This is a genomic window from Streptomyces sp. TN58 (assembly GCF_001941845.1).
In the GTDB taxonomy this organism is placed as follows: Bacteria; Actinomycetota; Actinomycetes; order Streptomycetales; family Streptomycetaceae; genus Streptomyces.
In genome coordinates, this window is the sequence record NZ_CP018870.1 from 943,747 (window position 1) to 966,234 (window position 22,488).

Here is a 22,488-nt window from a genome sequence, read left to right on the forward strand (position 1 = left end):
TTCACCGAGACCGGGCACCCATGTCTCGCTTACACAAGCACAGCCCTCCAGCACCCGTCCAACGGGTTTCTCGGCGGTTGGCGCGACAACCCGCATGCGACCGAGGTGATTTGGACCACATCGAGAGTGTGGCGGTCCGAACGGAGCGCGAGATTCCGAACTCCCGATGCGGAATTTCAAGTTCCCTACCCGATGCTGGCTTGAATCATGCTGTTCCCCGTGTGACTGGTGTTCAATACGTGCATTGCCGCCTAAGGTCTCAAGGAGATCTGCCGCATCCCCGCCGGACTGCGCACGTTACGGGGGGACATGGCCTCAGCCCGGGCAATTCCCTGTCTGCCGTTAGGCCTCCGCCGGTGCGTCAAGCGTCAGGCTCTGATCCCGAAGGATTGTTTTTTGGACACCATCTATTGGAGCAGGCGGCGTGTTCTCACCGCCGCCGCTGCTGCCACGGCTGTCGTCACCACCTCCAGCCTCGTACTCAACCCCGTTGCGGCGTGGGCCAGTACACCCCCTCCGGAGGATGACGGCGGCGACCCGTTCAGGCTGCCCGACACCCCCCGCGCCAAGGTCGTCGAAGCCTGGCTGCTGGGCGGCAAGGGTGTTCGCGCCGCCGCCGAGGCGGCGCTGGTCGGCTCTGACGCCGACGTCCAGACTTTCCTCACCGCCACGCTCCCCGCCGAGACGGCGGTGGACAACCGCGTTGCCGTCGGTACCTCCCTCGCAAGGGGCGGCAAGGGCACCCGTCGGGATGCCGCGGCGGCACTGGGCGGAGGTGACGCCGCCATCGCCGCCTTCCTCGCGGGCGGCTTCAAGACCGCCATCGCCGAGGACCTCCGCGTGGCCACCGGAATCGTCATGGCCACCGGCGGCAAGGCCGTGAACCGTGCCGGAAACGACGCCCTCAACGCCGGCACCCAGGCCGCCTTGGAGACGTTCCTCAACGACGGTCAGTACACCGCGCGTCAGGAGGACATGCGCGTCGAGGTCGCCAAGCTCGCCTTCCAGGCGGGTCCGGAGGTGAAGAAGTACGCCAACCGCGCCATGTCTGGCACCGCTGCCGACATCGAATGGTTCCTGGAGACCGGCCAGCACATCGCACGCGCGCGCGACCAGGAGGCGACGAAAATCGAGGAACTCGTCGCTGTCGTCGAACGCGAAGGCAAGAAGGCCGACGCGATGACGAAGCAGGCCGAAGAGGCTTCCGCTCGCGCAGTCAAGGCGGCGGCCCAGGCCAAGGAGGCCGCGGAGAAGGCCGCGTACGAGGCCCAACAGGCCGAGGCCGATGTTGCCAAATCCGGCCGGGCTGCCCGAAAGGCCGCCGAAGCCGCGAAGGGTGCGGCCGACTCGGCACGTGTCGCCACCAGCGCTTCCCACGCAGCCGTCCAGGCTTCCCGTCGCGCCGCCTACGCCGCCGCCGCGGCGAGCCAGGCTGCGGCCAACGCGGGCTCCGCTGCCGCCCAGGCATACGGAGCCGCCATCGCCGCGTCCAAGGACGCCGCCCATGCGACCGCTGCCAGGGACGCCGCCGTCTCCGCCCGCAACGCCGCGGCCAGGGCGCGCAGCGCGGCCGCGGCCGCCGACCATGCCGCCAATGCCGCGAGCCAGGCCGCGGGGGCCGGCTCCGCAGCGGCGTCGGCCGCCCGCAACGCCGCCTCCGCCGCGAACTCCTCGGCCGCGGCGGCACAAGCGGCTGGCGTCGCCCAGTCGGAAGCCGCAGCGGCCAGGCGCGAGGCCCAGATCGCAGGCGCCAACGCCCAGATCGCCACCAATGCCGCCGGTATGGCACAGAGCCTCGCGAATACGGCGGCGAAATCCGCCCGCACGGCACGCGACGCGGCGAACAGTGCGGCCGACCACGCCGAGAAGGCCGCGACCGCCGCAGAGTGGGCTGTCGCACACGCGGGCCAGGCGCTGGAACACGCCACCAAGTCGACCGAGTTCGCCAACGAGGCCAGCAAGGCCGCGAAGACCGCCACCGACGCCGTCGCCGAGGCGGTCGCGGTGGAGCAGGCCGCCCGCGAGGCCGAGTGGCAGCGCCTCGACCAGGACACGCAGCAGGCGGTCGAGGAGACCCGCCTGCTCAAGCAGATCGAGGACCTGGAACGCGCGGAGCTCGCAGAGAAGCGCACCCAGGCGTCGCAGGCCGAACAAGCCCAGAGGGACCTCATAGCGCAGGCGGAGTCCGCGCTCAAGGCCGGCGACATGAGCCGCGCCGCCGCACTCGGGCGCAAGGCAGCCGTCACGGCGATGCGCTCCAAGGGCACCTGGTCGCTTGAGGCCGCGCGGTTCGCCCTGTCCGGCACCGACTCCGACATCCACCTCTGGATCGACGCGTCCCGACAGGTCGCCCAGCGGCAGGACGACCGGGAGACCAGCCTCTACCTCGCACGGACCTGCGCCCCGGACATCGCCGACGCGGCGACCAGGGCACTTGGCAGCAGTGACCCCGACGCCGCCACGAAGTTCCTGGAGACCGGTGCCATCCAGGCCGCCGCGACGGACAACCGCGTCACGGTCGGCCGCATCCTGGCCGCCAACCCCGGCAAGGCGGTGAAACTGGCGGCGAACGAGGCGTTGAACGCCGGAACCGCCCAAGCCCTGCACGAGTTCATCAACGTCAGACACGAGGCGGCGCAGCAGGAGGACGATGCTGTCGCCACGGCGGCCCTCATCGCCACGGGTGGCCGCTACACCAAAGCCCACGCCCAGGCGGCAATGGAAGGACCGGAGTGGATGCGACGCAACTTCGTCGCGTCCGTGCAGTACAAGACCGCGCTGCTCGACTACGACTCCGCCACCCACATCGCGGCCATGCAGGGCGCGATCGCCGCAGCCGCGAAGATCGCCTACAAGGCGCAGGAGGACGCCCAGCGCGCCCAGCAGGCGGCCGCGATCGCCCGTAACGCCGCCGCCGAAGCGCAGCAGTGGGCGACCAGGGCGGAGCAGTCCGCCAAGCAGGCCGCCTCCTCCGCGCAGCAGGCCAACGCGTTCGCGAACGACGCCGAGAAGTCGGCGGCGTCGGCGCAGGCCTCGGCGGACCGAGCCAAGCAGGCGGCCGCCACCGCGCGCACCGCAGCGCGCTCGGCGAACTACTCCGCCAACCGCGCCCTGGACTCGGCCCGGAACGCGGTGGCTTCCGCCAACGCCGCCCAGGCGTCTGCCGCCTCCGCCCACGCCTCGGCCCTTCAGGCCGGCAAGGACGCGAGAACGGCTGCGGCCGCGGCGAGCGATGCTCACCGGATCGCGACGGACAAGCGGACCGCTGAGATCGCAGCGGCCGCGAAGAAGGCGGCCGACGACGCACGCGCGGCCAAGGACGCCGGGAAGAACCCGGCGGACACGCCCGACAACGACACCGTCAAGAACGACCTTCCCTGGTGGAAGGACGTGAAGTGGTGGGCGAACGCCACGAACTGGGCGAGCATCGGAACCGGGTTCCTCTCCGCCGGCTTCGGTGTCGCGGGCCTCTTCTTCCCACCCCTGGAGGTTGTCGCCGGGGGACTCGCGTACACCTCCCTCGGGCTGTCGGCCATCAGCACCGTGCTCACGGGGTTCGGCTACGGATGGACGAGCAGCGAGTTCAAGACGTCCCTCGGGGGGACGGCCTTGGGCCTGCTCACCTTCGGTCAGTCCAAGTGGATCGGCGCGCTCGGTAAGATCGACGGCAAGGTGGTGGCTCCCGTGGCCACGAAGATCACGCAGTTCGGGCACGATCTCATCTCACCGGTCACCGGCCTCCTCGGGACCCTCGGCTTCTGAGGAGGGACGACCGGATGCACGTCAGGGGCCGGCGGCAAATGTGCCGTCGGCCCTGCGTTCGGGGCCAGGTCCCGGACGAGGCCGGCACGCCTAGCCACGGGCCCAGCGGCCGTGGATACCGATACGTCCCCAGCGTCCCCTGTGTGATCAAATGACTCCATGGGGGATGTGCACACGGCCCTGGGGCCGCTGGAACTGGTCGAAGGCGTCTGGGTGATCGGGGATTCCCGCCGCCCTGGCGGATCGTGGATCGAGTTCCGCGAGGAGGGGTTGCTGCACCGGCAGGCGCGCCGGGGTGAGAGCGAGTTGATCCCCTGGTCGCGGATCATGCTCGGGATGGCCGTCTACGTCGGGCGCGGGTATCCCCGTTCCGGGCAGTACACCCTCGCGGGCATGCTGGGCAACATGCCCGGTCCCTTCAGAGGGCACGGCGGAGGCCACCTCGACATGACGGTCCGACACCCCTACGAGGACCGCAGGCTGGCGTTCGACCGCCCTGCGCGCCCGTACCGGCTCCTCGACACCTTCGTCCTGGAGCAGCTGCTGTCGCAGGTCGTCGCCGCGGGCGAAGCACACCGGCTCGGTGACCCCGACTGGCTGAGGACGGTGGTCGGCCGCCTGGAGTCGCTGAACGCGCGGATGACGCGCAGCCGGCTCTGTGCAGCGGTCGGAGAAGCCTGGCACTAGTGCCGCGAACCGGGGACCCTTCGCGGCCGCAGCACTATCATGACCCCGCGGCACCACCACGGGAGGCCGGCCGGCGGACGGGCGGACCGGCACGGCGAACGACGAGGCGGCGATGAGCGAGCTGGCGAAGCCCGAGGTCCATGTCCCCGAGGGTGAGGCTCCCGCCGAGCTGACCGTCCGGGACCTTGTGGTCGGGGACGGGGCCGAAGTGAAGCCGGGCATGGTGGTCCGGGTCCACTACGTCGGGGTGGCCTTCGCGTCCGGGAAGGAGTTCGACTCCTCCTGGGACCGGGGTGAGCCGTTCAAGTTCGCCCTGGGCGGCGGCAAGGTCATCAAGGGCTGGGACCGCGGGGTGCGGGGGATGCGCGTCGGCGGCCGGCGTGAGATCGTCGTCCCCCCGCGTCTCGGCTACGGCAGCCGGTCGCCCTCGCCGCTGATCCCGGCGGGCTCGACCCTGGTCTTCGTGGTGGACCTGCTCGACGTGTACACCGGACCCGCCGGCTGGAGCAGCGCCGCCCGGTAGCCCCGGCCCTCCTGCCCTTCCCCCCTCCTCCCCCTCACCTCACCGTCCGCCGTTCGCGCGGCGGGTGCGGACCGCGTGGCCCGCGAGCACCGCGACGAGGGCCACCGCGTACATCACGGTCCCCGCGCCGGGCAGGGCGCGCGAGGTGAGGTAGGCCGCCGCTCCCGCGACGGCGACCCCGAGCCATTCCCAGCGGCCGTCGAGCGCCACCAGCGCGATCAGGAGCAGGGCGTACCAGGAGTACCCGGGGGTCGTCAGGAGGAAGACGGTGCCCGTGACGAGCAGAGCCGCCGACCAGGGGCGTTCGGGGTCGCCGCGGCGGATCGCGTACAGGCCGGCCGCGGCCGTGCCGGCGAGGACGGCCGGCACGGCCCAGGAGTCGGGCAGGACGAGGCGCAGCAGGGCGTAGCGGTTGCCTGAGGCGGCGTCCTGGTAGCCCTCCTCCTCGGCGTATCCGCCGAGGTAGCCCAGGACGGAGGAGTCGGACAGCAGGGTGTACGGCAGGTAGAGCGCCGCCAGAACGGCCGCGGCGGGGAGCAGGGTGGCGGCGAAGTCGCGGGGCCGTCGTACGCCGGACAGCGCGCCGGGGAGCAGTACGGCGGGCAGCAGCTTCGCGGCGGTGGCCAGGCCCAGCAGTGCGCCGCCGGCCGCCCGGTGGCGGACCGTCAGGGCGAGGGCGGCCACGGACAGGAGCACGGCGAGGGCGTCGGCGTGCGCGTTGTTGACCGCTTCGACGGCCACGGCCGGGCACCAGGCCCACCAGGCGGCGTTCCGCGGGTCGCCGCGGCGGCGCAGGACGCGCAGCAGGACCAGGGTGGTGGCCACGGCCAGGACGGCGCCGCCCGTCTGGAGCGCCTTGTGGCGGACCCCGTCCGGGGAGAGGGCGTGGACGAGGAGGAAGTACGCCTCGCCGGCGGGCGGATAGACGGTGTGGACCCGGGGGCGGTTGATCCGGGTGCATCCGCCGCCCGGCAGTGAGGAGAGCTCGGGCCGGGCGCAGTCCTCCCGGGGTGGGAAGAGCCAGCCGTCGCGGAGGCCGGCGAGGGCGGTGTCCGTGGGGGCGTGGTCGTACGGGGAGATGCCGGCGGCCTGTACCCGGCCGTCCCAGGCGTAGCGGAAGGAGTCGGTACTGGTGCCGGGCGCGGCCGTCAGGCCCGTCGCGGCCACCGCGATGCCGCCGGCGAGGACGAGGGCCGCGACGTGCCGGGCGGGTGCGCGGCGCAGCGTCCACGCCGCCGCCCCGAAGAGCGCCCAGCATGCGGCGTACCGCCAGGAGAGCCCGGCCGGGTCCGTGAAGTACCCGTCGTGGCGGACGGTCGCGGCGAGCGCGGCGGTGAGGGCGGCCAGCAGGGCGGCGGTGCCCGCGGTGGCGCGGAGGGTGCCGGAGCGGCCCGGGCCGGCTGCGCTTGAGGCGGCGCGGCCGGCGCCGGCGAGGGGGTGTGCTGGACGGGGGTGGGTCACGGGCCCACCCTGGCACCGGCCGGGCCGCCGTGGGCTGCGGCCGGGCGGGGCGTTCGTGTTCCGTAAGGTGTCCGACACGCCTCGCGGCCGCCTCGGGACGGTTGCATGGGGTCATGGAAAATCCTCCCCCCGGCCGTCGGCGCCCGGGCCCGCGGCGGCTGCCGCCGGCCCTGCGGCTGCCCGCCCTCCGACCGCCGTCGTTCTCCGGCCGGTTGCACGACCCGCGCACGGCTACGGTGCTCGGGCGGTGGCTCGGCCTGGCCCTGGCGGTGTGCTTCCTGACCGGGCTGGTCAGCCACTTCCTCCAGCAGCCGCCGCCCTGGCTGCTCGGCCGCCTGCCGTCGCGGCCGGTCTGGGGCTACCGGCTGACGCAGGGTGCGCACGTCGCCTTCGGGCTGGCGGCGATCGTCCTGCTGTTCGCCAAACTGTGGGCGGTCTACCCGCGGTTGTTCGTGTGGCCGCCGGTCCGCTCGGTGCGGCACGCGCTGGGGCGGCTCTCGGTGGCGGTGCTGGTGGCGGCCGCGGTGTTCCAGGTGCTGACCGGGCTGCTGAACATCGCCGAGTGGTATCCGTGGCCGTTCTCCTTCGTGCCGGTGCACTACGCCGTGGCCTGGGTGGTCGCCGGATCCGTCCTGCTGCACGTCGCGGTCAAGGCGCCGGAGATCCGCTCCCACTGGGGGCGGCGGTCCGCCGGGACGCTCGCCCTGCCGGAGGCGGAGCGGGACGGTCCCGACCGCAGGTCCCTGCTGCTGGGCGTGGGCGCCGCCGTGGGCGCGGTCACGGTGACCACGGTGGGCCAGTCGCTCACGCCGCTGGCGGCCCTGGACCTGCTGGCTCCCCGCCATCCCGGGTACGGGCCCCAGGGCCTGCCGGTGAACCGGACGGCGGCCGCGGCCGGGGTGACGGCGCAGGCCGTACGGGACTGGCGGCTGGAGGTGCTGGGCCCGGCCCCCTACCGGCTGGCGCTGCCGCAGCTGGCCGCCCTGCCGCAGCACCGGGTACGGCTGCCGATCGCCTGCGTGGAGGGCTGGAGCGCGGACGGCGACTGGGCCGGCGTGCGGATCCGCGACCTGCTGGAACGGGCGGGTGCGCGGCCCGGGTCCGCGCTCCGGGTGGTGTCGCTGGAGGCGGCCGGAGCGTACCGGGTCACGGAGATGGGCGGGGAGTACGCCGAGGACCCGCTGACGCTGCTCGCGCTGCGGCTGAACGGCGAGGTGCTGTCGGCCGACCACGGGTACCCGGCGCGGATCATCGCGCCGAACCGGCCCGGTGTACTGCAGACGAAGTGGGTCGCCCGGCTGGAGGTGCTGTGAGGTACGCGCGCGGGGCGCTCGGGGTCTTCGGGCTGATGCTGATCGGTGTCGGCGGGTGGCACCTGGCGGCGCAGCCCGACCCGTACGCGGTGCTGGTGTGGCTGGGCGGGGCGCTGGTCCTGCACGACGTGTTCGTCGCGCCGCTGGTGCTGGCGGCCGGGCTGCTGGTCGCGGCCGGGGCGGCCGGGCGTGCGGTGCGCGCGGCGCTGATCACGGCGGGCGCCGTGGTGCTGGTCGTGCTGCCGCTGCTGTTGCGGCCGGGAGCGCCGCCGAACCCGTCGGCGCTGCCCCTGCCGTACGGCCGCAACCTGCTGCTGGTCCTGGCGGCGGTGGCGGTGGTCACGCTCGCGTCGCTGCTGTTCCTCCGGCGGCGGCAGGGGCGGGAGCGCCGGCGAGTTCGGTGAAGGTCCGCCCGGCCAGGGTCCAGCGGTGCAGGGGCGTCAAGCCGGCCCGGCCGGCGTGGCGGCTGAGGGACTCGGGGCCGACGCGGGCCCAGGGGAAGGGGACGCCGAGGGTGCCGCGGCCGTCGTCGAGGCGGACCTCGCACCGCTCGTCCACCTCGACCGGGGCGGCTTCGGCGATCACACGGCCGCCGGGGGCGAGGAGTTCGGCGGCCCGGTCGAGGAGGGCCACCGGATCGCCGCCGATGCCGATGTTGCCGTCGATGAGCAGGACCGTGGTCCAGCGTCCCTCGCCGGGCAGTGGTCCGAAGACCGACCTGCACAGCGCCGTGCCGCCGCGCCGGACGGTGCTGGTCACCGCGGCCGGGCTGACGTCCACGCCCAGGGCCCGGTGGCCGCGCTCGGCCAGGGCCGCCACCAGCCGGCCGGGGCCGCAGCCGACGTCGAGCACGGCGCCCCGGCAGCGGGCGAGGACGCTCTCGTCGCCCGCGTCCGCGTCCGCGAGCCACCGCTCCACCTCCAGCGGCATCAGCCGGCCGTCCGTGCGGCGCAGGAAGAGGGGGCCCTGACCGGCGTGCAGGGCCGTGGCGTACGGGTCGTCCCGCCAGGGCCCGCGGGCCGGTATCCGCGCGGCCGTCCCGCCGGGGGCGGTCACCGTACGGCCTCGGGCGACGCGGTCAGCCGGGCGTGCAGGGCGGCGAACCGGCCGTGCGGGGGCAGGGCCGCGACCGCACGGGCGTCGGCGGCCGTGTCGACGTCACGCAGCACCGGCAGCAGGCCGATCCGGAGCCGGGCCGCGCGTAGCCGCTCGTACTGCACCGCCCCGGTGTCGGGCACCGACATGGGTACGCCCAGCAGGAGGGCCGGGTCCGGGTCGGCCAGCCCCAGGGCCCAGAACCCGCCGTCGGCCGCCGGTCCGAACCAGGCGTCGTACCGGTCGAACGCCAGGGCGGGGCCCAGGAGGTCGGGGGTGACCTGCGGGGTGTCCATGCCGACGAGCAGGGCCGGGCCGCCGCAGTCGGCGAAGGCGGCGGCGAGGCGGACGTCGAGTGGTCCGAGGCACTGGGGCCGCACGTCGAAGCGGGGCGGCAGCCACGGTCCGGGGGAACCGTCGAGGAAGAGCAGGTGGCGGGCGGCCGGGGTGGCGGCCGCCGCTTCCAGGGTGTCCGCCAGTGCCGCCCCGGCCAGGGCCGCCGCCTCGTCGGGGGTGAACGGAGGGGTGAGGCGGGTCTTGACCCGGCCGGGCACGGGTTCCTTGGCGATGACCAGCAGGGCTGTCACCGGGCACCTCCCGCGGGCGGGACCGCGCAGGCGGTGCGGGGCGGCTCGGCGAGGACGGCCCGCATGTCGCGGACCGCCTGCCAGGTGCCGCGCCAGGTGCCGGTCACCTTGGACTTCCCGGACCGGGGCAGGTACGGGACGTCCTCCTCGCGGATCCGCCAGCCGGCGTCGGCGGCCCGGACGACCATCTGCAGCGGGTATCCGGAGCGCCGGTCGGTGAGGTCCAGGGCGAGCAGGGCCTCGCGCCGGGCGGCCCGCAGCGGTCCCAGGTCGTGCAGGCGCAGGCCGGTACGGTGCCGCAGCATCCGGGACAGGGCCAGGTTTCCGGCCCGTGCGTGCGCGGGCCAGGCGCCGCGGCCCCGCGGTCGGCGGCGGCCGAGGACCAGGTCCGCGCCGCCGTCGGCGATCGCGGCGACGAAGCCGGGCAGCAGCGCGGGGTCGAGGGAGGCGTCGCAGTCGCAGAAGCAGACGAACTCGGCTCTGGAGGCGAGCAGTCCGGCGTGGCAGGCTGCGCCGAAGCCGCGCCGGGTCTCGTTCACGACGGTGGCTCCGAGGGAGCGGGCGATGTCCGCCGATCCGTCGGTGGAGCCGTTGTCGACGACCAGGGCGCGCCAGCCGGCGGGGATGCGGGAGAGGACCCAGGGCAGTGCCCCGGCCTCGTTCAGGCAGGGAAGGACGACGTCCGCTTCGCTGCCCGCGGGAGGATGATCGGTCACGCATGCCACCGTAGGAACCCGGCCGGGGAAACGGGGCCACCGACTCCTTACGAAACACGGACGGCCGTGCGGGGACCGGCCGCCGGGGGCGACGGTGCCCGGCCGGCCGTACGACACTGGGGAGCATGAGCACGCCTGCACCCCCCGCCCGGATCCTCGTCGTGGACGACGACCCGACCGTCGCGGAGGTCGTCACCGGATACCTCCGCAGGGCCGGCCATACCGTCGACCATGCCGCCGACGGCCCCGCCGCCCTCGTCCTGGCCGCCCGCGGCGCACCCGACCTGGTCGTCCTGGACCTGATGCTGCCGGGCCTCGACGGGCTGGAGGTGTGCCGGCGGCTGCGTGCCGACCGGCCGGTGCCGGTGATCATGCTGACGGCCCGTGGGACGGAGGACGACCGGATCGCCGGCCTCGAACTGGGCGCCGACGACTACGTCACCAAGCCGTTCAGCCCGCGCGAGCTGGTGCTGCGGGTCGAGTCCGTACTGCGCCGCAGCCGGCGCGGTACGGAGGGCGGCGAGGAGCGGGAGCGGCGCGCCCCGCTGCGCGCGGCGGGGATCGTCGTCGACCCGGCCGACCGGCGGGCGGCCAAGGACGGGCGCGAACTGGCGCTCACCTTGCGGGAGTTCGACCTCCTGGCCCACTTCATGGCGAAGCCCGGCCGGGCGCACAGCCGTGAGGAGCTGATGCGGGACGTGTGGGGGTGGGAGTTCGGTGACCTCTCCACGGTCACCGTGCACGTCCGCCGGCTCCGCGCGAAGATCGAGGCCGATCCGGCTGCGCCGCTGCTGATCCAGACGGTGTGGGGTGTCGGGTACCGCTTCGAGGCCGGCGCGCCGGATGTCCCGGATGCCACGGAGACCCCGGATGCCCCGGACCCGGCGGGTCGCGGCGGGGCGGAAGGGGTGCGGCCGTGAAGGACGTCCTGCTCATCGCCCTGTTCGCGCTCGCCGGCGCGGTGTGCGCGGGGGCGGCGGGGGCGCTGGCCCTGCGGCTGCTGCGGCGCCGGTCGGTCGCGGTGTCCCTGACGGTGGTCGCGGCCGTGGCGGTCACGGCCATGCTGGCCGGCACCCTCGCCGTGGCGTGGGCGATGTTCCTGTCGCCGCACGACCTCACGGTGGTCACCCTGGTCGTGGCGATGGCGGCGGTGGTGTCGCTGGCCACGGCCCTGCTGATGGGCCGCTGGGTGGTGGCCCGCAGCCACGACCTCGCGCTCGCCGCCCGGGAGTTCGGGGAGGACGGCGACTTCACGACGCCGTCGGGACCCGCGACCGCCGAACTGGCGAGCCTGGCCGGCGAACTCGCGTCGACCAGCGCCAGACTGGCCGCCTCCCGGGAGAGGGAGCGCGCCCTGGAGACCTCCCGCCGTGAACTGGTCGCCTGGATCTCCCACGACCTGCGCACCCCGCTCGCCGGGCTGCGCGCGATGGCGGAGGCGCTGGAGGACGGCGTCGCCTCCGATCCGGCCCGCTACCACCGGCAGATCCGCACGGAGGTCGAGCGCCTCGACACCATGGTCGGGGACCTGTTCGAACTGTCCCGCATCCATGCCGGAACGCTGGCTCTGGCGCCCAGCCGCATCTCTCTGCGGGATCTGGCGGCCGATGCCCTGCTGGGCGCCGATCCGCTCGCCCGGGAGCACGGGGTGCGGCTGCGCGGCGAGGACATCGCGCATGTGCCCGTCGAGGTGGACGGCAAGGAGATGACCCGGGTCCTGGCCAACCTCCTCGTCAACGCCATCCGCCACACACCCGCCGACGGCACCGTGGCCCTGGCCGTGGCGCGCCGGGAGGACTCCGCCGTGCTGTCCGTCACCGACGCGTGCGGAGGGATCGCCGAGGACGACCTGCCGCGTGTGTTCGACACCGGTTGGCGGGGCAGTCCGGCCCGCACGCCGCCGTCCGGGGCGGGGCTCGGGCTGGCGATCGTACGGGGCATCGTGGAGGCCCACGCCGGCCGGGCGGACGTCCACAACGTGCCCGGCGGCTGCCGTTTCGAGGTGACCCTGCCGCTCGCCTGACCGGGACACGGCAGCGGTCCGCCCGGCGGGCCCGCGCCATCGGGCGCAGGGCGGCGCCGGTCCGTGCAGCCGACGCCGTCCGGGGCGGCTGGACCGGGCCGGGGACGGCGCCCGCGCCTCACCGGCCTGTGGACGCCGCCCGCTGCCGCGACGCGGCGAACTCCGCCATCCCCTCGGCGAAACCGACCTCCGGCCGCCAGCCCAGCTCCCTGCGCAGACGGGCGGAATCGGCCGTGATGTGCCGGACGTCCCCCAGCCGGAACTCCCCCGTCACCACCGGCTCCGGCCCGCCGTGGGCGCGCGCCAGCTCCGCCGCCGTCTCCCCGACGGTGTGCGGTTCTCCGCTGCCCGTGTTGTAGGCGGTGTGCCGGCCGCCGTGTGCGGGCGACGGCGCCGCCAGGGCGGCCAGCGCCGCCGCGTTGGCCCGCGCCACGTCCCGTACGTGGATGAAGTCCCTGCGCTGGCCCCCGTCCTCGTAGACCCGGGGCGCCTCGCCCCGGGCGAGGGCCGAGCGGAAGAAGGAGGCCACGCCCGCGTACGGGGTGTCCCGGGGCATCCCGGGACCGTAGACGTTGTGGTAGCGCAGGGAGACCGCCGCGCCGCCCGTGGCCCGCGCCCAGGAGGCGGCCAGGTGCTCCTGCGCCAGCTTCGTCGTCGCGTAGACGTTGCGCGGATCCGGCGGGGCGTCCTCCGCCGTCAGCCCCGGTGCCAGTGCGGCGCCGCAGCTCGGGCAGCGCGGCTCGAACCGGCCCTCGCGCAGGTCCCGGGCCGCACGCGGGCCGGGCCGGACCACACCGTGTGCGGGGCAGTCGTACCGGCCCTCGCCGTACACCACCATCGACCCGGCCTGGACGAACCTGCGCACACCGGCCTCGGCCATGCCCGCCAGCAGCACGGCTGTGCCCAGGTCGTTGCACGACACGTAGGCCGGGGCGTCCGCGAAGTCCTTCCCGAGGCCCACCATGGCGGCCTGGTGGCACACGGCGTCCACCCTCCGCAGGGCGCTCCGCACGGCGTCGGCGTCCCGGACGTCCCCGCGCAGGAACTCCGCGTCCGGGAGCGCGGGCTCCGCCGGATGGGCGGCCGGCAGCAACGCGTCGAACACCACCGGCTCATGCCCCAGGTCCCGCAGGACTTCCACCACCTGGGCGCCGATGAACCCGGCGCCTCCTGTCACCAGTACACGCATGCCCGCACGCTACGCACCCGGCCGGACCGCCGGGGGATCCCGCACCGTCCCGTAAGACTTCCGTCACGGCCTGGTGTGTCCTTCGGCGTCACGTCCTGCGGGCGTGGAGGGTGTGGGCGCCGAGGGCGAGCGGGGTGTGGCCGACGAGGGTCAGGCCGCAGTCTTCGAGCAGCCGGGCGTAGTGGCCGGCGGTGCGTTCGCGGCCGCCGGTGTTGCACATCATGTGGAGGTCCCACGCGGTGGCGAGGGAGGGGCGGGAGTCGGCCGGCAGGAGGCGTTCGACGATGAGGAGGTCGGCGTGTGCGGGCATGGCGTCGGCGCAGTGGCGCAGGATGCCCCGGCAGCGGTCGTCGTCCCAGTCGTGCAGGACGCGGGACAGGACGTAGACGTCGCCGCCGGCGGGGACGTCCGCGAAGTCGCCCGCACGGAAGGCGCAGCGTCCGCCGGCGGGGGTGGCGGCCAGCCGTGTGCGGGCGGCCGCGACCACCTGGGGGCGTTCGAGGAGGATGCCGCGCAGGGTGGGGTGGGCGGTCAGGATGCGGGCGAGGAGTTCTCCGGTGCCGCCGGCGATGTCGACGACGGTACGGGGGCGGCCGGGGGCGGTGGCGGCGGCGGTGAGGACCGGGTGTTCGGGGAGGGGGTCGAAGATGGGGGCGCTGGACACCATCGACTGGTCGAAGAGGGCGGCGAGTTCGCTGTCGCGGGCGAAGTGGTCGAAGTGGTTCTCGCCGTAGAGGTGGTCGAAGCCGGGCTGTCCGCTGCGGACGGTGTGCGCGAGGTGCGCGAAGGACTGGTAGAAGGGGCCGCCGTACATCAGCGCCAGGGGCCGCATCGAGCCGGCTGCCCGCGCGTCCAGGAGCGCGCCGACGCCGGTGAGGCGGAAACCGTCGGGGCCGTCGCGGACCACGCCCAGCATGGCCAGGTAGCGCAGCAGGGTGGCCAGGCTCTCCGGGTGGGCGCCGACGGTCCGCGCGAGGTCCGCGGTGCGGGTGCCGGTGTGGCGGTCCATGGCCTCGGGGAGCCGCAGCTGTGCGCACGCGGCCAGGGCCTGGGTGGTCCAGGCGCCGGTCAGCAGCCGCAGGAGCGTTTCCGCCGGCTGCTGCTCGCCCTGCTGTGGTGCGGGGTCGGTCGCGGCGCCGGGCCGGCCGAGGTGCTCGGCCAGTACGTCGCGGTGGTCGCCGCTCGCGTACAGCTCCATGCGCCGGTACGCCGTCTTCGTCTCGGCGGGGGCGGTGAAGTAGAAGACGGTGCCGTCCTCGTGCAGGTTGTAGCCGCCGCCGTCGGCGGTCGCACCCTGCCGCGCCAGGCTCGCCAGGAGTCCCCGCAGCACCAGCGGGTCGGGGTGTACGACGTCGAAGGCGAGGTGCGCCTCGTGTTCCCGGCGGCGTTCGTCGGCGGCGATCGGGGACAGCCCGGATGCGGGCGGGACGGTCAGCGCGAACACCTCGACCGCCCGGTGCTCTCCGGCGGGGCCGCGGACCTCGGGGCGGAGAATCCTTACGTCAAGATCGGCGAGGTCGCGGCGGTGGCGTGCGGCGAGGCGTTCGCGGACGACGACGCTGGGCTGGGCCGGAGCGTCGGCGGGCAGCCCGCACGCCGCGAGTTCGCCGCGCAGCGTGTCCTCGTCGGGCGGGAACACGAGCACGGCGGCGTGCGCGAAGCGGCACCGGTCCGTCAGGGCCCGCAGTTCGGGACCGCCGAGTCCGGGCAGTACCCGGGAGAGCAGCTCGGAGGTTTCCTGTTCGCGCACGAACGCGGCCGTCGCGCGCAGCCGCCCCGCGTCGTCGACGGCGGGCTCCGTCATCGTGGCGGTGGGCAGGGTGAAGTGAGGTTCGGAGTGCATTTCCGTGTCCGTGTGTGAGGGAGGAGGCCCGTACGAGGGCGCGGGCGGCCGCCGCCCGGGCCCCGGGGGCGGGGCGAGAGGGAAGGGAGCGCGGAGGAGGCCCGTCAGATGCCGACGTAGTTGTCGGCGAACCAGTCCTGCTGGGTGGGCGAGGTGCGCAGCGAGGTGATCCGGGACCGGCGCAGGCGCTCCTGGAAGAGCGAGGCCCCTTCGGCGTCCGAGGCGTCGTGGAGGAGGCGCACCATCCAGTGCGAGAACTCCTGGGCGCGCCAGATGTGGACCAGGCACCGCTCCGAGTAGCGGTCGATCGGTCCGGGGTCGCCGTGGACGAGCGCGTCGGTCAGGGCGTGGGCCAGGATCTCCGCCTCCAGCACCGCGAGGTTGGCGCCCTTGGCGGCGGACGGGCTGATGAGTGCGGCGGCGTCACCCACCAGGAACAGCGAACCGTGGCGCAGGGGTTCGAGGACGTCGGATTCGAGGTCGAGGACGGTCCGCTGGAGGAAGGGGCCGCGCCGCAGGGGTCCGTACTCCGCCGCGCGCAGGCGCAGGGCGAGTTCGTCCCAGATCCGCTCCTCGGGCCAGGCGTCGGCGCGGGTCCCGCGTTCGCACTGGAGGTAGTAGCGGGTGATCTCGGCGGACCGGGCCATGTGTCCGGCGAATCCGCCGGGGTGGAGCGCGTAGCCCACGGCGTCCAGGCTCGGCGGGGCCTCGGCGAGCAGGCCCAGCCAGGTCACGCCGTGGTCGCGGTGGTGCCGGTGGACCGTGCCGGGCGGGATCGAGCGCCGCCCGGCCCCGTGGCGGCCGTCGCAGGCGGCGACGAACCGGGCCCGCCACCGTACGGGGCGTCCGTCGCCGTCCCGTACGGTCACCGACGGGGTCGGGCCGTCGGCGTCGGCCACGGCGACGGCCTCGGTGTCGAAGAGGACGGTGCCCCCGGCGTCGATGAACCGGTCCTGCAGGTCGGCGACGAGTTCGTGCTGGGGGTAAACGGTGTGGGGCTCGCCCCGGCCGAGGTGGCGGTAGTCGAGCCGGAAGCGGCCGTCCTCGGTGCGGAACTCGCACACGCTGTGTTCCCGTCCGCGGCGGCGCAGCCCGTCGTCCAGACCGTTGCGGGCCAGGATCCGCACGGTGTTCGCGGCGAGGAAGCCGGCCCGTGCGCGTTTCGACACGTCTTCGCGGCCTGCGCGTTCCAGGACGACGCAGTCGACACCGCGGCGGAGTAAGAGGTTTCCCAGCACCAGGCCGGCGGGGCCGGCTCCGATGACGACCACATCGGCCGAGTCCTGGGCGACTGCGGCATATTGACTCTCTGTCACAACGGTGGATCTTAGGCACTGAAAAGTTCAATGATCGCCCAGAATCACCCGTATGGTCCGCATGACGAGAAAAGGATTCTGCCGCCACGGCCGCACCCGGCGGGATCAGGGAGATCCGGTGGACCGGGGGGTGATCTCGAACTCGGGTGCCTTCAGGCTCTTGAGGCAGGACGTGTCGGGCGCCTGCGGGTCGTCGAAGAACGAAGCGGTGATCTCCTGCGCGCACTTCGACGTCGCGAACACCACGTGCGGCTCGTAGGGGATCGTGACGGCCGTGGCGTTGTCCAGCGTACCGGCGACGTACGCGCCGTTGTCCGCGCCGGTCTGGGAGTCGAAGCCGCCCGACAGGGCGAGCGTCGGAATGTCGCCGCGCGTGGCGTCACGGATGGAGCGCGGCGCCGCGGGGACGTTCCAGACGTCGCAGTCCGGGCGGAGGGAGGGGAGCTGCGGCGCCTGTGCCTGCACGGACGGCGGGAAGGACGGGAAGGCCGCCTGGCCGCCCCGGACCGCCTGCTCCTGGGTCTCGTACGGTGTCCACGCGCTGCAGAACACGCCATAGGCGAGACCGTGCGCGATCCTGCCCTTGGCCTCGGGGCTGAGCTTGCCGCCCGCCCACTGCCGGGCGATCCGCTCCGGCTTGCCGTTGGCCAGTTCGTCGAGGGCGGCGGGCACCTGGGGCGCCACGTGGGTGGCCGAGGTCATCCAGTTCACCAGTGCTCCGCCGTCGAGCACGACCTTCACGGGCTTGTCGCTGCCGGGGACGGTGACGGTGGTGGTGACGGGCTCGGCTTCGAGTCGGCGTACGAGATTTTCGAAGGTGGCCGACAGGTTCGGATAGCGCTCGTTGCAGGCGGGCTGCTGCGCGCAGGCCTTGAACAGGCCGTCGAATCCCTGCCGGGCGCTGCTCCAGGTCGCCGCCGAGCCGGCCCTGGACGGCGGGAGGATGCCGTCGATGCCCACCGACCGCAGCCCTTCGGGGTGCAGGCGCATGTAGACCAGGGCCAGGTGGGTGCCGTAGGAGATGCCGTAGAGGTTCCACTTGTCGATTCCCAGCGTCTTGCGCAGGTCCTCGTAGTCGGCGGCGCTCTCGGTGTCGTTGTAGGCGCTGAGATCGATCCCGCGGGCCGTGAGTTCGTCGCGGCAGGCCTTCGTGGCCTCGACGTGCAGGCGCTCGGTGGCCGGTGCGTCGTAGACGAGGCCGACCGAGCGTGCGTTGAACTCGTCGATGTCGGGACACAGCAGGTTCGGGTCGGCCGAGTACGTTCCGCGCTGGGACATGAAGATCACGTCGCGGTCGCGGTTCAGGCCGCCGTCGATCGCCAGCTTGGCCTCCCCCACCGCGTCGTCCCCCGGACCGCCCGCGAGCCAGACGATCGGGTCGGCCTTCGGCTCGTCGGTCGCCGCCGGCACGATCGCCACGCCGAGCCGGATCGAGCGGCTGTCGGGCTTCCCGCGGTTCTCGGGCACGGTGAGCGTTCCGCAGCGGGCGTCGTCGAGGGCTGCGATGGGCTCCGGAGTCTTCGGGCAGGGGCCCGGTTCGAAGGTGGCGTCACCCACGGTCCGGGCGACGGTACCGGTGGGCGCCCCCGGGGTGGGGTCGGTGGCGGTACCGGCGGCAGCCGTACCGGCGGCGCCGGCGGTGGTCCGCGCCCCGGCGGGTGCCGCGAGCAGGCCGGCGACGAGGAGGGCGGCCGCCAGTCCGGCCGACGAGGGGGCCAGGAGCCTTCCGGCGGAGCGGCGGCTGCGGAGCGCACGGGCGTGGGTCATCTGCCCTCCCGGTCATTCGGGGACGATCGTGAACGGTTTGGGCTCCACGTCTTCCACGCAGCTGGTGTCGGGCGTGGTCGGGCGGGCGAAGAACGAGGCCAGGACGCTCTGCGCGCAGGGCGACTGCGGGACCACCCAGTGCCCGATCCCGGGGAACACCACGGAGGTCGAACGGGACAGGTCGCGGGCCACGTCCTTCGCCCAACTCGCCCCCGTCTTCACGTCGAACGTGCCGGAGATGACGAGCGCGGGCACCGCACTGTCCGTGGGCTGCCGCTGGGCGGCCGCGCGGTCCGCGACGTCCCAGACCGCGCACGCCGGGTACTGGAAGGGAAGTTGCGGCACCTCGGCCAGGACCGTGTCCGGCCAGTCGGGGTAGACCTTGCGCCCGGCGGCCAGCACGTCGGCCTCCGAGTAGCCCGGGGCCCATTCGCCGCACACGACGGACTGCGTCAGGCCGTGGGCGAACGCGCCGGTCTTCTGGACCGATCCGGCCGCGCGGGCCTTCGCGAAGCGCTCCGGGTTGCCGTCGGCGAGTTCGTCGAGTGCCGCCGGCAGGTCCTCTGGCCGGGGGGAGAAGGCGACGATCAGGTTCAGGAGCGCGCCTCCGTCGAGGACGACCGTGACGGGCTCCCCTCCGCCGGGCGGCTCGACGTTCAGCGTGAGGGGGCGGGCTTCCAGCCTGCGCACCTGCTCGGTCAGCGTCCGGCGGAAGTCGGGGTAGCGGTTCTTGCAGGCGGGCTGCGCCGCGCACGCCTCGATGATGTTGTCGATCCCCTCGGCGGTGCTGCCCCAGGCCCACGGCAGGGTCACGTGCCGGGGCGGCGTGACGGAGTCGATCGCGAACGCGCGGATGCCCTCGGGGTGCAGGCGCAGGTAGGTGAGGGCCAGGTTGCTGCCGTAGGAGTATCCGTAGACGTTCCACTGGCGCAGCTTCAGAGCCTCGCGCAGGTCGGCGAAGTCGGCCGCGTTCTCGGTGGTGTTGTAGGCGCTCAGGTCGACGCCCTGGGCGGTGAGGCGGTCGCGGCAGTCCTTGACGGCCTTGAGCATGAGCTGCTTGGCCTGGTCCGAGTCGTATCCGAGGCCGACAGCCTGCTCGTTGAACCGGTCGATCTCCGGGCAGGCGAGGTTCGGCTGGTCGTAGAGGTTGCCGCGCTGAGCCATGACGATCAGGTCGCGGCCCTTGTTCAGGCCGGAGTCGACGAGGAAGGGGATGTCGTCGAACGTGTCGGCCCCGGGGCCGCCCGCCATGAACACCACGGGGTCCTGCGCGGGCTTCGCCGGGCTCACGGCCGGAATGACGGCGACGGACAGGTCGATGGTCCGGCCGCCCGGGCGGGAGCGGTTCTCCGGTACCTCCAGGTGGCCGCAGCGGGCGTCGGCCAGCGCCTCGATCGGCTCGGGCGGCTCGGGGCAGGGGCCGGGTACGAACCGGGACGGGGCGGCGGAGCCGGGGCCGGGGCCGTCGGAGCGGGAGTCCGGGGACGCGGCAGCGCCGGGCGCCGCCGGGCCGGCCGCGGCGCCTGCGGGCACGGGGCCGAGGGCGGTCAGGCACACCAGTGCGGCCGCGGCGGTCACCACGTGGAGTGGGTGATTGGGCATGGACTTCGTTCCTCTGCCGGCGACGGCGGCGGACCTGCCGGTCAGGCCGCGGCGGTTCGTGCGGAACGCTCGCTGTCGACGCTACCGGCTGCCCCCCGTACCCGCACGCGGAGCCCGCGCCCCGGGTGCGGCGGGGCGGCGGGACGGCGGGACGGCGGGGCGGCGGGGCGGCGGGGCGGGCGATCTTGGCGCTGCGAGCAGACAATGGGTGGCGAGGCGCCCGGCGCGGTGAGGGTACCGGGCGGGCGCTCGCCGCCGCCCGCCGCAGTGCCGCGGGTCCAGCGAAGGACTGATGGGTGATGTCGGACGAGAGAGCCGAACGCATCGCGGATTTCATCGAGCCGCTGCGGGTGCGGCCCGGGTCGCGGGTACGCCTCGACCGGGACTTCGATCCCCGCTTCAAAGCCGGCCTGAAGAAGCAGGACGGCGCCGAGCTGCTGCGTACCGGGGTGTCGTTGCTTGCCGAGTACCAGGACCGGCTGGCCGCCCAGGACGCCTACGGCGTGCTGCTGTGCCTCCAGGCCATCGACGCCGGGGGCAAGGACGGGACGATCCGCCATGTGATGAGCGGCGTCAATCCCCAGGGCGTGCGGGTCAGCAGCTTCAAGGTGCCCTCCGCCGAGGAGCTGGACCACGACTACCTGTGGCGGTACGCCCGCCGGCTGCCGGCGCGCGGCGAGATCGCCATCTTCAACCGCTCGCACTACGAGGAGGTTCTCGTCGTACGGGTGCACCCCGAGAACCTCGTACGGCAGAAACTGCCGGAGGAAGCCTGCGGGCCGGACGTGTGGGACCGCCGCTACCGGGAGATCAACCGCTGGGAGCGCTACCTCACGGACAACGGGTTCAAGGTGGTGAAGGTCTTCCTCAACCTGTCCAAGGAGGAACAGCGCGCCCGCTTCCTCAAGCGGATCGACGAGCCGGACAAGAACTGGAAGTTCTCCGCGGCGGACGTCCGGGAGCGGCGCCGGTGGGACGACTACCAGGACGCGTTCTCCGCGATGCTGTCGGCCACCAGCACGGAGTGGGCGCCGTGGTACGTCGTACCGGCGGACCGGAAGTGGGTCGCGCGGATCTGTGCGGCGTCGGTCCTCGCGCACACGCTGATGGACATCGATCCCCAGTACCCCGACGTGGGGGAGGAAGCGCGCAGGGACCTCCTCGTCACCCGGCGCGAGCTGCAGCGGGAAGCCCCCGCCGGAGCCCCGGCCGATCCGCCCTCCGCCCCCGCCTCCGCCTCGCGGCGGCGCGGGAGGAAGAAGAAGCGCCGTAAGGCCAAGCGCGACTGAGGCCGGCGCCACGGTGATGACGCTGCGGGCGGAGCTTGCGGAAGAGCGGCCCCCCGTGTGCGGAGGGCCGCTCCCGACCGGTCTGCCGAAACGTTACGGCGCGATCTTCAGCAACTTGTTCGCGGTGCCGGAGGAGGGGTTCTTGATGGCTCCCTCCGTCGCGGCGCCGGTCAGCGCGGCGGCCGTGGCGGCCGGCGTCGCGGAGGGGTTGGCCGCCAGGTACAGGGCGGCGGCCCCCGCCACGTGCGGGGCGGCCATCGAGGTGCCCGAGATGGTCTTGACCCCGGTGTCGCTGTCGTTCCAGGCCGACGTGATCTCCGAACCCGGCGCGTAGAGGTCCACCACGGAGCCGAAGTTCGAGAAGTCCGACTGCTGGTCGCCCTCGGTGCTGGACGCGACCGTGAGCGCTTCGGGCACCCGGGAGGGGGAGCCCTGGCCGGCGTCGGAGGACTCGTTGCCGGCCGCCACCGCGAAGGTCACACCGGCGTCGACGGCCCGCTTGACCGCGGCGTCCAGCGCCTCGTCCACGCCGCCGCCGAGGCTCATGTTGGCGACCGACGGACCGGAGTGGTTCTTCGTCACCCAGTCGATGCCGGCGACGACCTGCTCGGTGGTGCCGGACCCGTTGTCGTCCAGCACCCGTACCGCGACGATCTTCGCCTTCTTGGCGACGCCGTGCGCGGTGCCGGCGATGGTGCCGGCCACGTGCGTGCCGTGGCCGTTGCCGTCGTCGGCGGTCTCGTCGTTGTCGATCGCGTCGAAACCACTGGTGGCCCGGCCGCCGAAGTCCTTGTGCGTGATGCGGACCCCGGTGTCGATGACGTAGGCCGTGACCCCCTCGCCGCCGCCGTCGGGGTAGGTGTACTTCTGGTCGCCGGCCGTGGCGGCCTGGTCGATCCGGTCCAGGCCCCAGGACGGGGGCTTCTCCTGGGTCTCGTTGATGGTGAAGCGCTTGTTCTGCACGACCGTGCCGACGGCCGGGTCGGCCGCGAGCCGCTTGGCCTCCTTCTCGGTCAGTCCGGACGCGGAGAAGCCGTTGACCTGGGAGCCGTAGGAGCGTTCGAGCTTGCCTCCGTACTTCTTCGCCAGGTCCTCCTTGTTCGCCGATGCGTCGAGGATGACGACGAAGCTGCCGTCCACGGCGCCTTGGACGCCGAGGCCGTGCACAATCCCCTCGGCCGGTTCGGCCGCCCCCGCGAGGGGGCTCGCGAACACGGCCGCCACGACCGCTGTCGCGGCTCCCGCGGCTATGGCCGTGTTGCGAAGGGCTTTGGATCGCTTGTGAGTTGCCATGAAGAGGGTTCTCCTCGTGTTG

18 protein-coding genes are annotated in these 22,488 nt (G+C 73.8%); 8 read left to right on the top strand and 10 right to left on the bottom strand.

Annotated elements, in window-relative coordinates:
- The first annotated feature begins 396 nt into the window (after window positions 1–396).
- The 3 genes from BSL84_RS04350 (at window position 397) to BSL84_RS04360 (ending at window position 4,972) form a co-directional block, all read left to right on the top strand.
- Complete coding sequence (locus BSL84_RS04350; RefSeq protein ID WP_107484741.1) at window positions 397–3,762, top strand: ALF repeat-containing protein; 3,366 nt, start codon at window positions 397–399, stop codon at window positions 3,760–3,762.
- 159 nt (window positions 3,763–3,921) lie between these two features.
- Window positions 3,922–4,449: a hypothetical protein gene (locus BSL84_RS04355; protein ID WP_075969847.1), complete on the top strand. Its 528-nt coding sequence runs from the start codon at window positions 3,922–3,924 to the stop codon at window positions 4,447–4,449.
- Between the two features lie 112 nt (window positions 4,450–4,561).
- Entirely contained in the window at window positions 4,562–4,972 is a 411-nt protein-coding gene (locus BSL84_RS04360) for an FKBP-type peptidyl-prolyl cis-trans isomerase (RefSeq protein ID WP_075969848.1), read from the top strand.
- A 39-nt stretch (window positions 4,973–5,011) separates the two neighbouring features.
- Here the strand turns inward: BSL84_RS04360 and BSL84_RS04365 are convergent, their stop codons facing one another.
- On the bottom strand, window positions 5,012–6,433 hold the full coding sequence (locus tag BSL84_RS04365; RefSeq protein ID WP_079273118.1) for a glycosyltransferase 87 family protein: 1,422 nt from the start codon (window positions 6,431–6,433) through the stop codon (window positions 5,012–5,014).
- A gap of 113 nt (window positions 6,434–6,546) precedes the next feature.
- Between BSL84_RS04365 and BSL84_RS04370 the strand changes: the two genes are divergently transcribed.
- Both BSL84_RS04370 and BSL84_RS35285 read left to right on the top strand, forming a co-directional pair.
- Entirely contained in the window at window positions 6,547–7,746 is a 1,200-nt protein-coding gene (locus BSL84_RS04370) for a molybdopterin-dependent oxidoreductase (RefSeq protein WP_079273119.1), read from the top strand.
- The gene (locus tag BSL84_RS35285; RefSeq protein WP_234363406.1) at window positions 7,743–8,150 is read left to right on the top strand and encodes a hypothetical protein; all 408 of its coding nucleotides are present in this window, start codon (window positions 7,743–7,745) and stop codon (window positions 8,148–8,150) included. The genes BSL84_RS04370 and BSL84_RS35285 overlap by 4 nt, the downstream gene beginning before the upstream one ends.
- On the opposite strand, the gene BSL84_RS35290 is transcribed toward BSL84_RS35285, so the two are convergent.
- Genes BSL84_RS35290 through BSL84_RS04390 form a run of 3 tightly spaced genes read right to left on the bottom strand, consistent with a single transcriptional unit; the run spans window position 8,086 to window position 10,144 of the window.
- Window positions 8,086–8,802 (bottom strand): class I SAM-dependent methyltransferase, encoded by a 717-nt coding sequence (locus BSL84_RS35290; RefSeq protein WP_234363407.1) that lies wholly within the window; start codon window positions 8,800–8,802, stop codon window positions 8,086–8,088. The two genes, BSL84_RS35285 and BSL84_RS35290, sit on opposite strands and share 65 nt — an antisense overlap.
- Window positions 8,799–9,428, bottom strand: coding sequence for a TIGR04282 family arsenosugar biosynthesis glycosyltransferase (locus BSL84_RS04385; RefSeq protein WP_075969849.1), 630 nt, complete (start codon window positions 9,426–9,428; stop codon window positions 8,799–8,801). The genes BSL84_RS35290 and BSL84_RS04385 overlap by 4 nt, the downstream gene beginning before the upstream one ends.
- Window positions 9,425–10,144, bottom strand: a complete 720-nt coding sequence (locus tag BSL84_RS04390) for a glycosyltransferase family 2 protein (RefSeq protein WP_107069542.1) — start codon at window positions 10,142–10,144, stop codon at window positions 9,425–9,427. Before BSL84_RS04390 ends, BSL84_RS04385 begins: the two co-directional genes overlap by 4 nt.
- A 125-nt stretch (window positions 10,145–10,269) precedes the next feature.
- On the opposite strand from BSL84_RS04390, the gene BSL84_RS04395 reads away from it, so the two are divergent.
- The gene (locus tag BSL84_RS04395) at window positions 10,270–11,064 is read left to right on the top strand and encodes a response regulator transcription factor (RefSeq protein ID WP_107069543.1); all 795 of its coding nucleotides are present in this window, start codon (window positions 10,270–10,272) and stop codon (window positions 11,062–11,064) included.
- Window positions 11,061–12,167, top strand: coding sequence for a sensor histidine kinase (locus tag BSL84_RS04400; RefSeq protein WP_075969850.1), 1,107 nt, complete (start codon window positions 11,061–11,063; stop codon window positions 12,165–12,167). The genes BSL84_RS04395 and BSL84_RS04400 overlap by 4 nt, the downstream gene beginning before the upstream one ends.
- 118 nt (window positions 12,168–12,285) lie before the next feature.
- Here BSL84_RS04400 and BSL84_RS04405 read toward each other — a convergent pair whose 3' ends face one another.
- From BSL84_RS04405 to BSL84_RS04425, 5 genes are all read right to left on the bottom strand, one after another.
- Window positions 12,286–13,356, bottom strand: a complete 1,071-nt coding sequence (locus tag BSL84_RS04405; protein ID WP_030028977.1) for an NAD-dependent epimerase/dehydratase family protein — start codon at window positions 13,354–13,356, stop codon at window positions 12,286–12,288.
- 88 nt (window positions 13,357–13,444) lie between these two features.
- Window positions 13,445–15,199 carry a methyltransferase gene (locus BSL84_RS04410; RefSeq protein WP_234363408.1) on the bottom strand — a complete coding sequence of 585 codons (1,755 nt, stop codon included), beginning with the start codon at window positions 15,197–15,199 and terminating at the stop codon, window positions 13,445–13,447.
- 104 nt (window positions 15,200–15,303) lie between these two features.
- Complete coding sequence (locus tag BSL84_RS04415) at window positions 15,304–16,515, bottom strand: 4-hydroxybenzoate 3-monooxygenase (RefSeq protein ID WP_234363409.1); 1,212 nt, start codon at window positions 16,513–16,515, stop codon at window positions 15,304–15,306.
- 105 nt (window positions 16,516–16,620) lie between these two features.
- Window positions 16,621–18,282: an alpha/beta hydrolase gene (locus BSL84_RS04420; RefSeq protein WP_075969851.1), complete on the bottom strand. Its 1,662-nt coding sequence runs from the start codon at window positions 18,280–18,282 to the stop codon at window positions 16,621–16,623.
- A gap of 12 nt (window positions 18,283–18,294) precedes the next feature.
- On the bottom strand, window positions 18,295–19,884 hold the full coding sequence (locus tag BSL84_RS04425; protein WP_075969852.1) for an alpha/beta fold hydrolase: 1,590 nt from the start codon (window positions 19,882–19,884) through the stop codon (window positions 18,295–18,297).
- Window positions 19,885–20,183: 299 nt separating this feature from the next.
- On the opposite strand from BSL84_RS04425, the gene BSL84_RS04430 reads away from it, so the two are divergent.
- Window positions 20,184–21,173 carry a polyphosphate kinase 2 family protein gene (locus BSL84_RS04430; protein WP_075969853.1) on the top strand — a complete coding sequence of 330 codons (990 nt, stop codon included), beginning with the start codon at window positions 20,184–20,186 and terminating at the stop codon, window positions 21,171–21,173.
- A gap of 93 nt (window positions 21,174–21,266) precedes the next feature.
- Here the strand turns inward: BSL84_RS04430 and BSL84_RS04435 are convergent, their stop codons facing one another.
- The gene (locus BSL84_RS04435; protein ID WP_030029583.1) at window positions 21,267–22,466 is read right to left on the bottom strand and encodes a S8 family peptidase; all 1,200 of its coding nucleotides are present in this window, start codon (window positions 22,464–22,466) and stop codon (window positions 21,267–21,269) included.
- Between the last annotated feature and the right edge of the window lie 22 nt (window positions 22,467–22,488).

What these genes read in the sequence shown, in the direction of transcription:
- BSL84_RS04355 (WP_075969847.1), top strand. Translation starts at nt 3,922, where the DNA reads ATGGGGGATGTGCACACGGCCCTGGGGCCGCTGGAACTGGTCGAAGGC.
- BSL84_RS04360 (WP_075969848.1), top strand. Translation starts at nt 4,562, where the DNA reads ATGAGCGAGCTGGCGAAGCCCGAGGTCCATGTCCCCGAGGGTGAGGCT.
- BSL84_RS04370 (WP_079273119.1), top strand. Translation starts at nt 6,547, where the DNA reads ATGGAAAATCCTCCCCCCGGCCGTCGGCGCCCGGGCCCGCGGCGGCTG.
- BSL84_RS04395 (WP_107069543.1), top strand. Translation starts at nt 10,270, where the DNA reads ATGAGCACGCCTGCACCCCCCGCCCGGATCCTCGTCGTGGACGACGAC.
- BSL84_RS04405 (WP_030028977.1), bottom strand. Translation starts at nt 13,356, where the DNA reads ATGCGTGTACTGGTGACAGGAGGCGCCGGGTTCATCGGCGCCCAGGTG.
- BSL84_RS04410 (WP_234363408.1), bottom strand. Translation starts at nt 15,199, where the DNA reads ATGCACTCCGAACCTCACTTCACCCTGCCCACCGCCACGATGACGGAG.
- BSL84_RS04420 (WP_075969851.1), bottom strand. Translation starts at nt 18,282, where the DNA reads ATGACCCACGCCCGTGCGCTCCGCAGCCGCCGCTCCGCCGGAAGGCTC.
- BSL84_RS04425 (WP_075969852.1), bottom strand. Translation starts at nt 19,884, where the DNA reads ATGCCCAATCACCCACTCCACGTGGTGACCGCCGCGGCCGCACTGGTG.
- BSL84_RS04430 (WP_075969853.1), top strand. Translation starts at nt 20,184, where the DNA reads ATGTCGGACGAGAGAGCCGAACGCATCGCGGATTTCATCGAGCCGCTG.
- BSL84_RS04435 (WP_030029583.1), bottom strand. Translation starts at nt 22,466, where the DNA reads ATGGCAACTCACAAGCGATCCAAAGCCCTTCGCAACACGGCCATAGCC.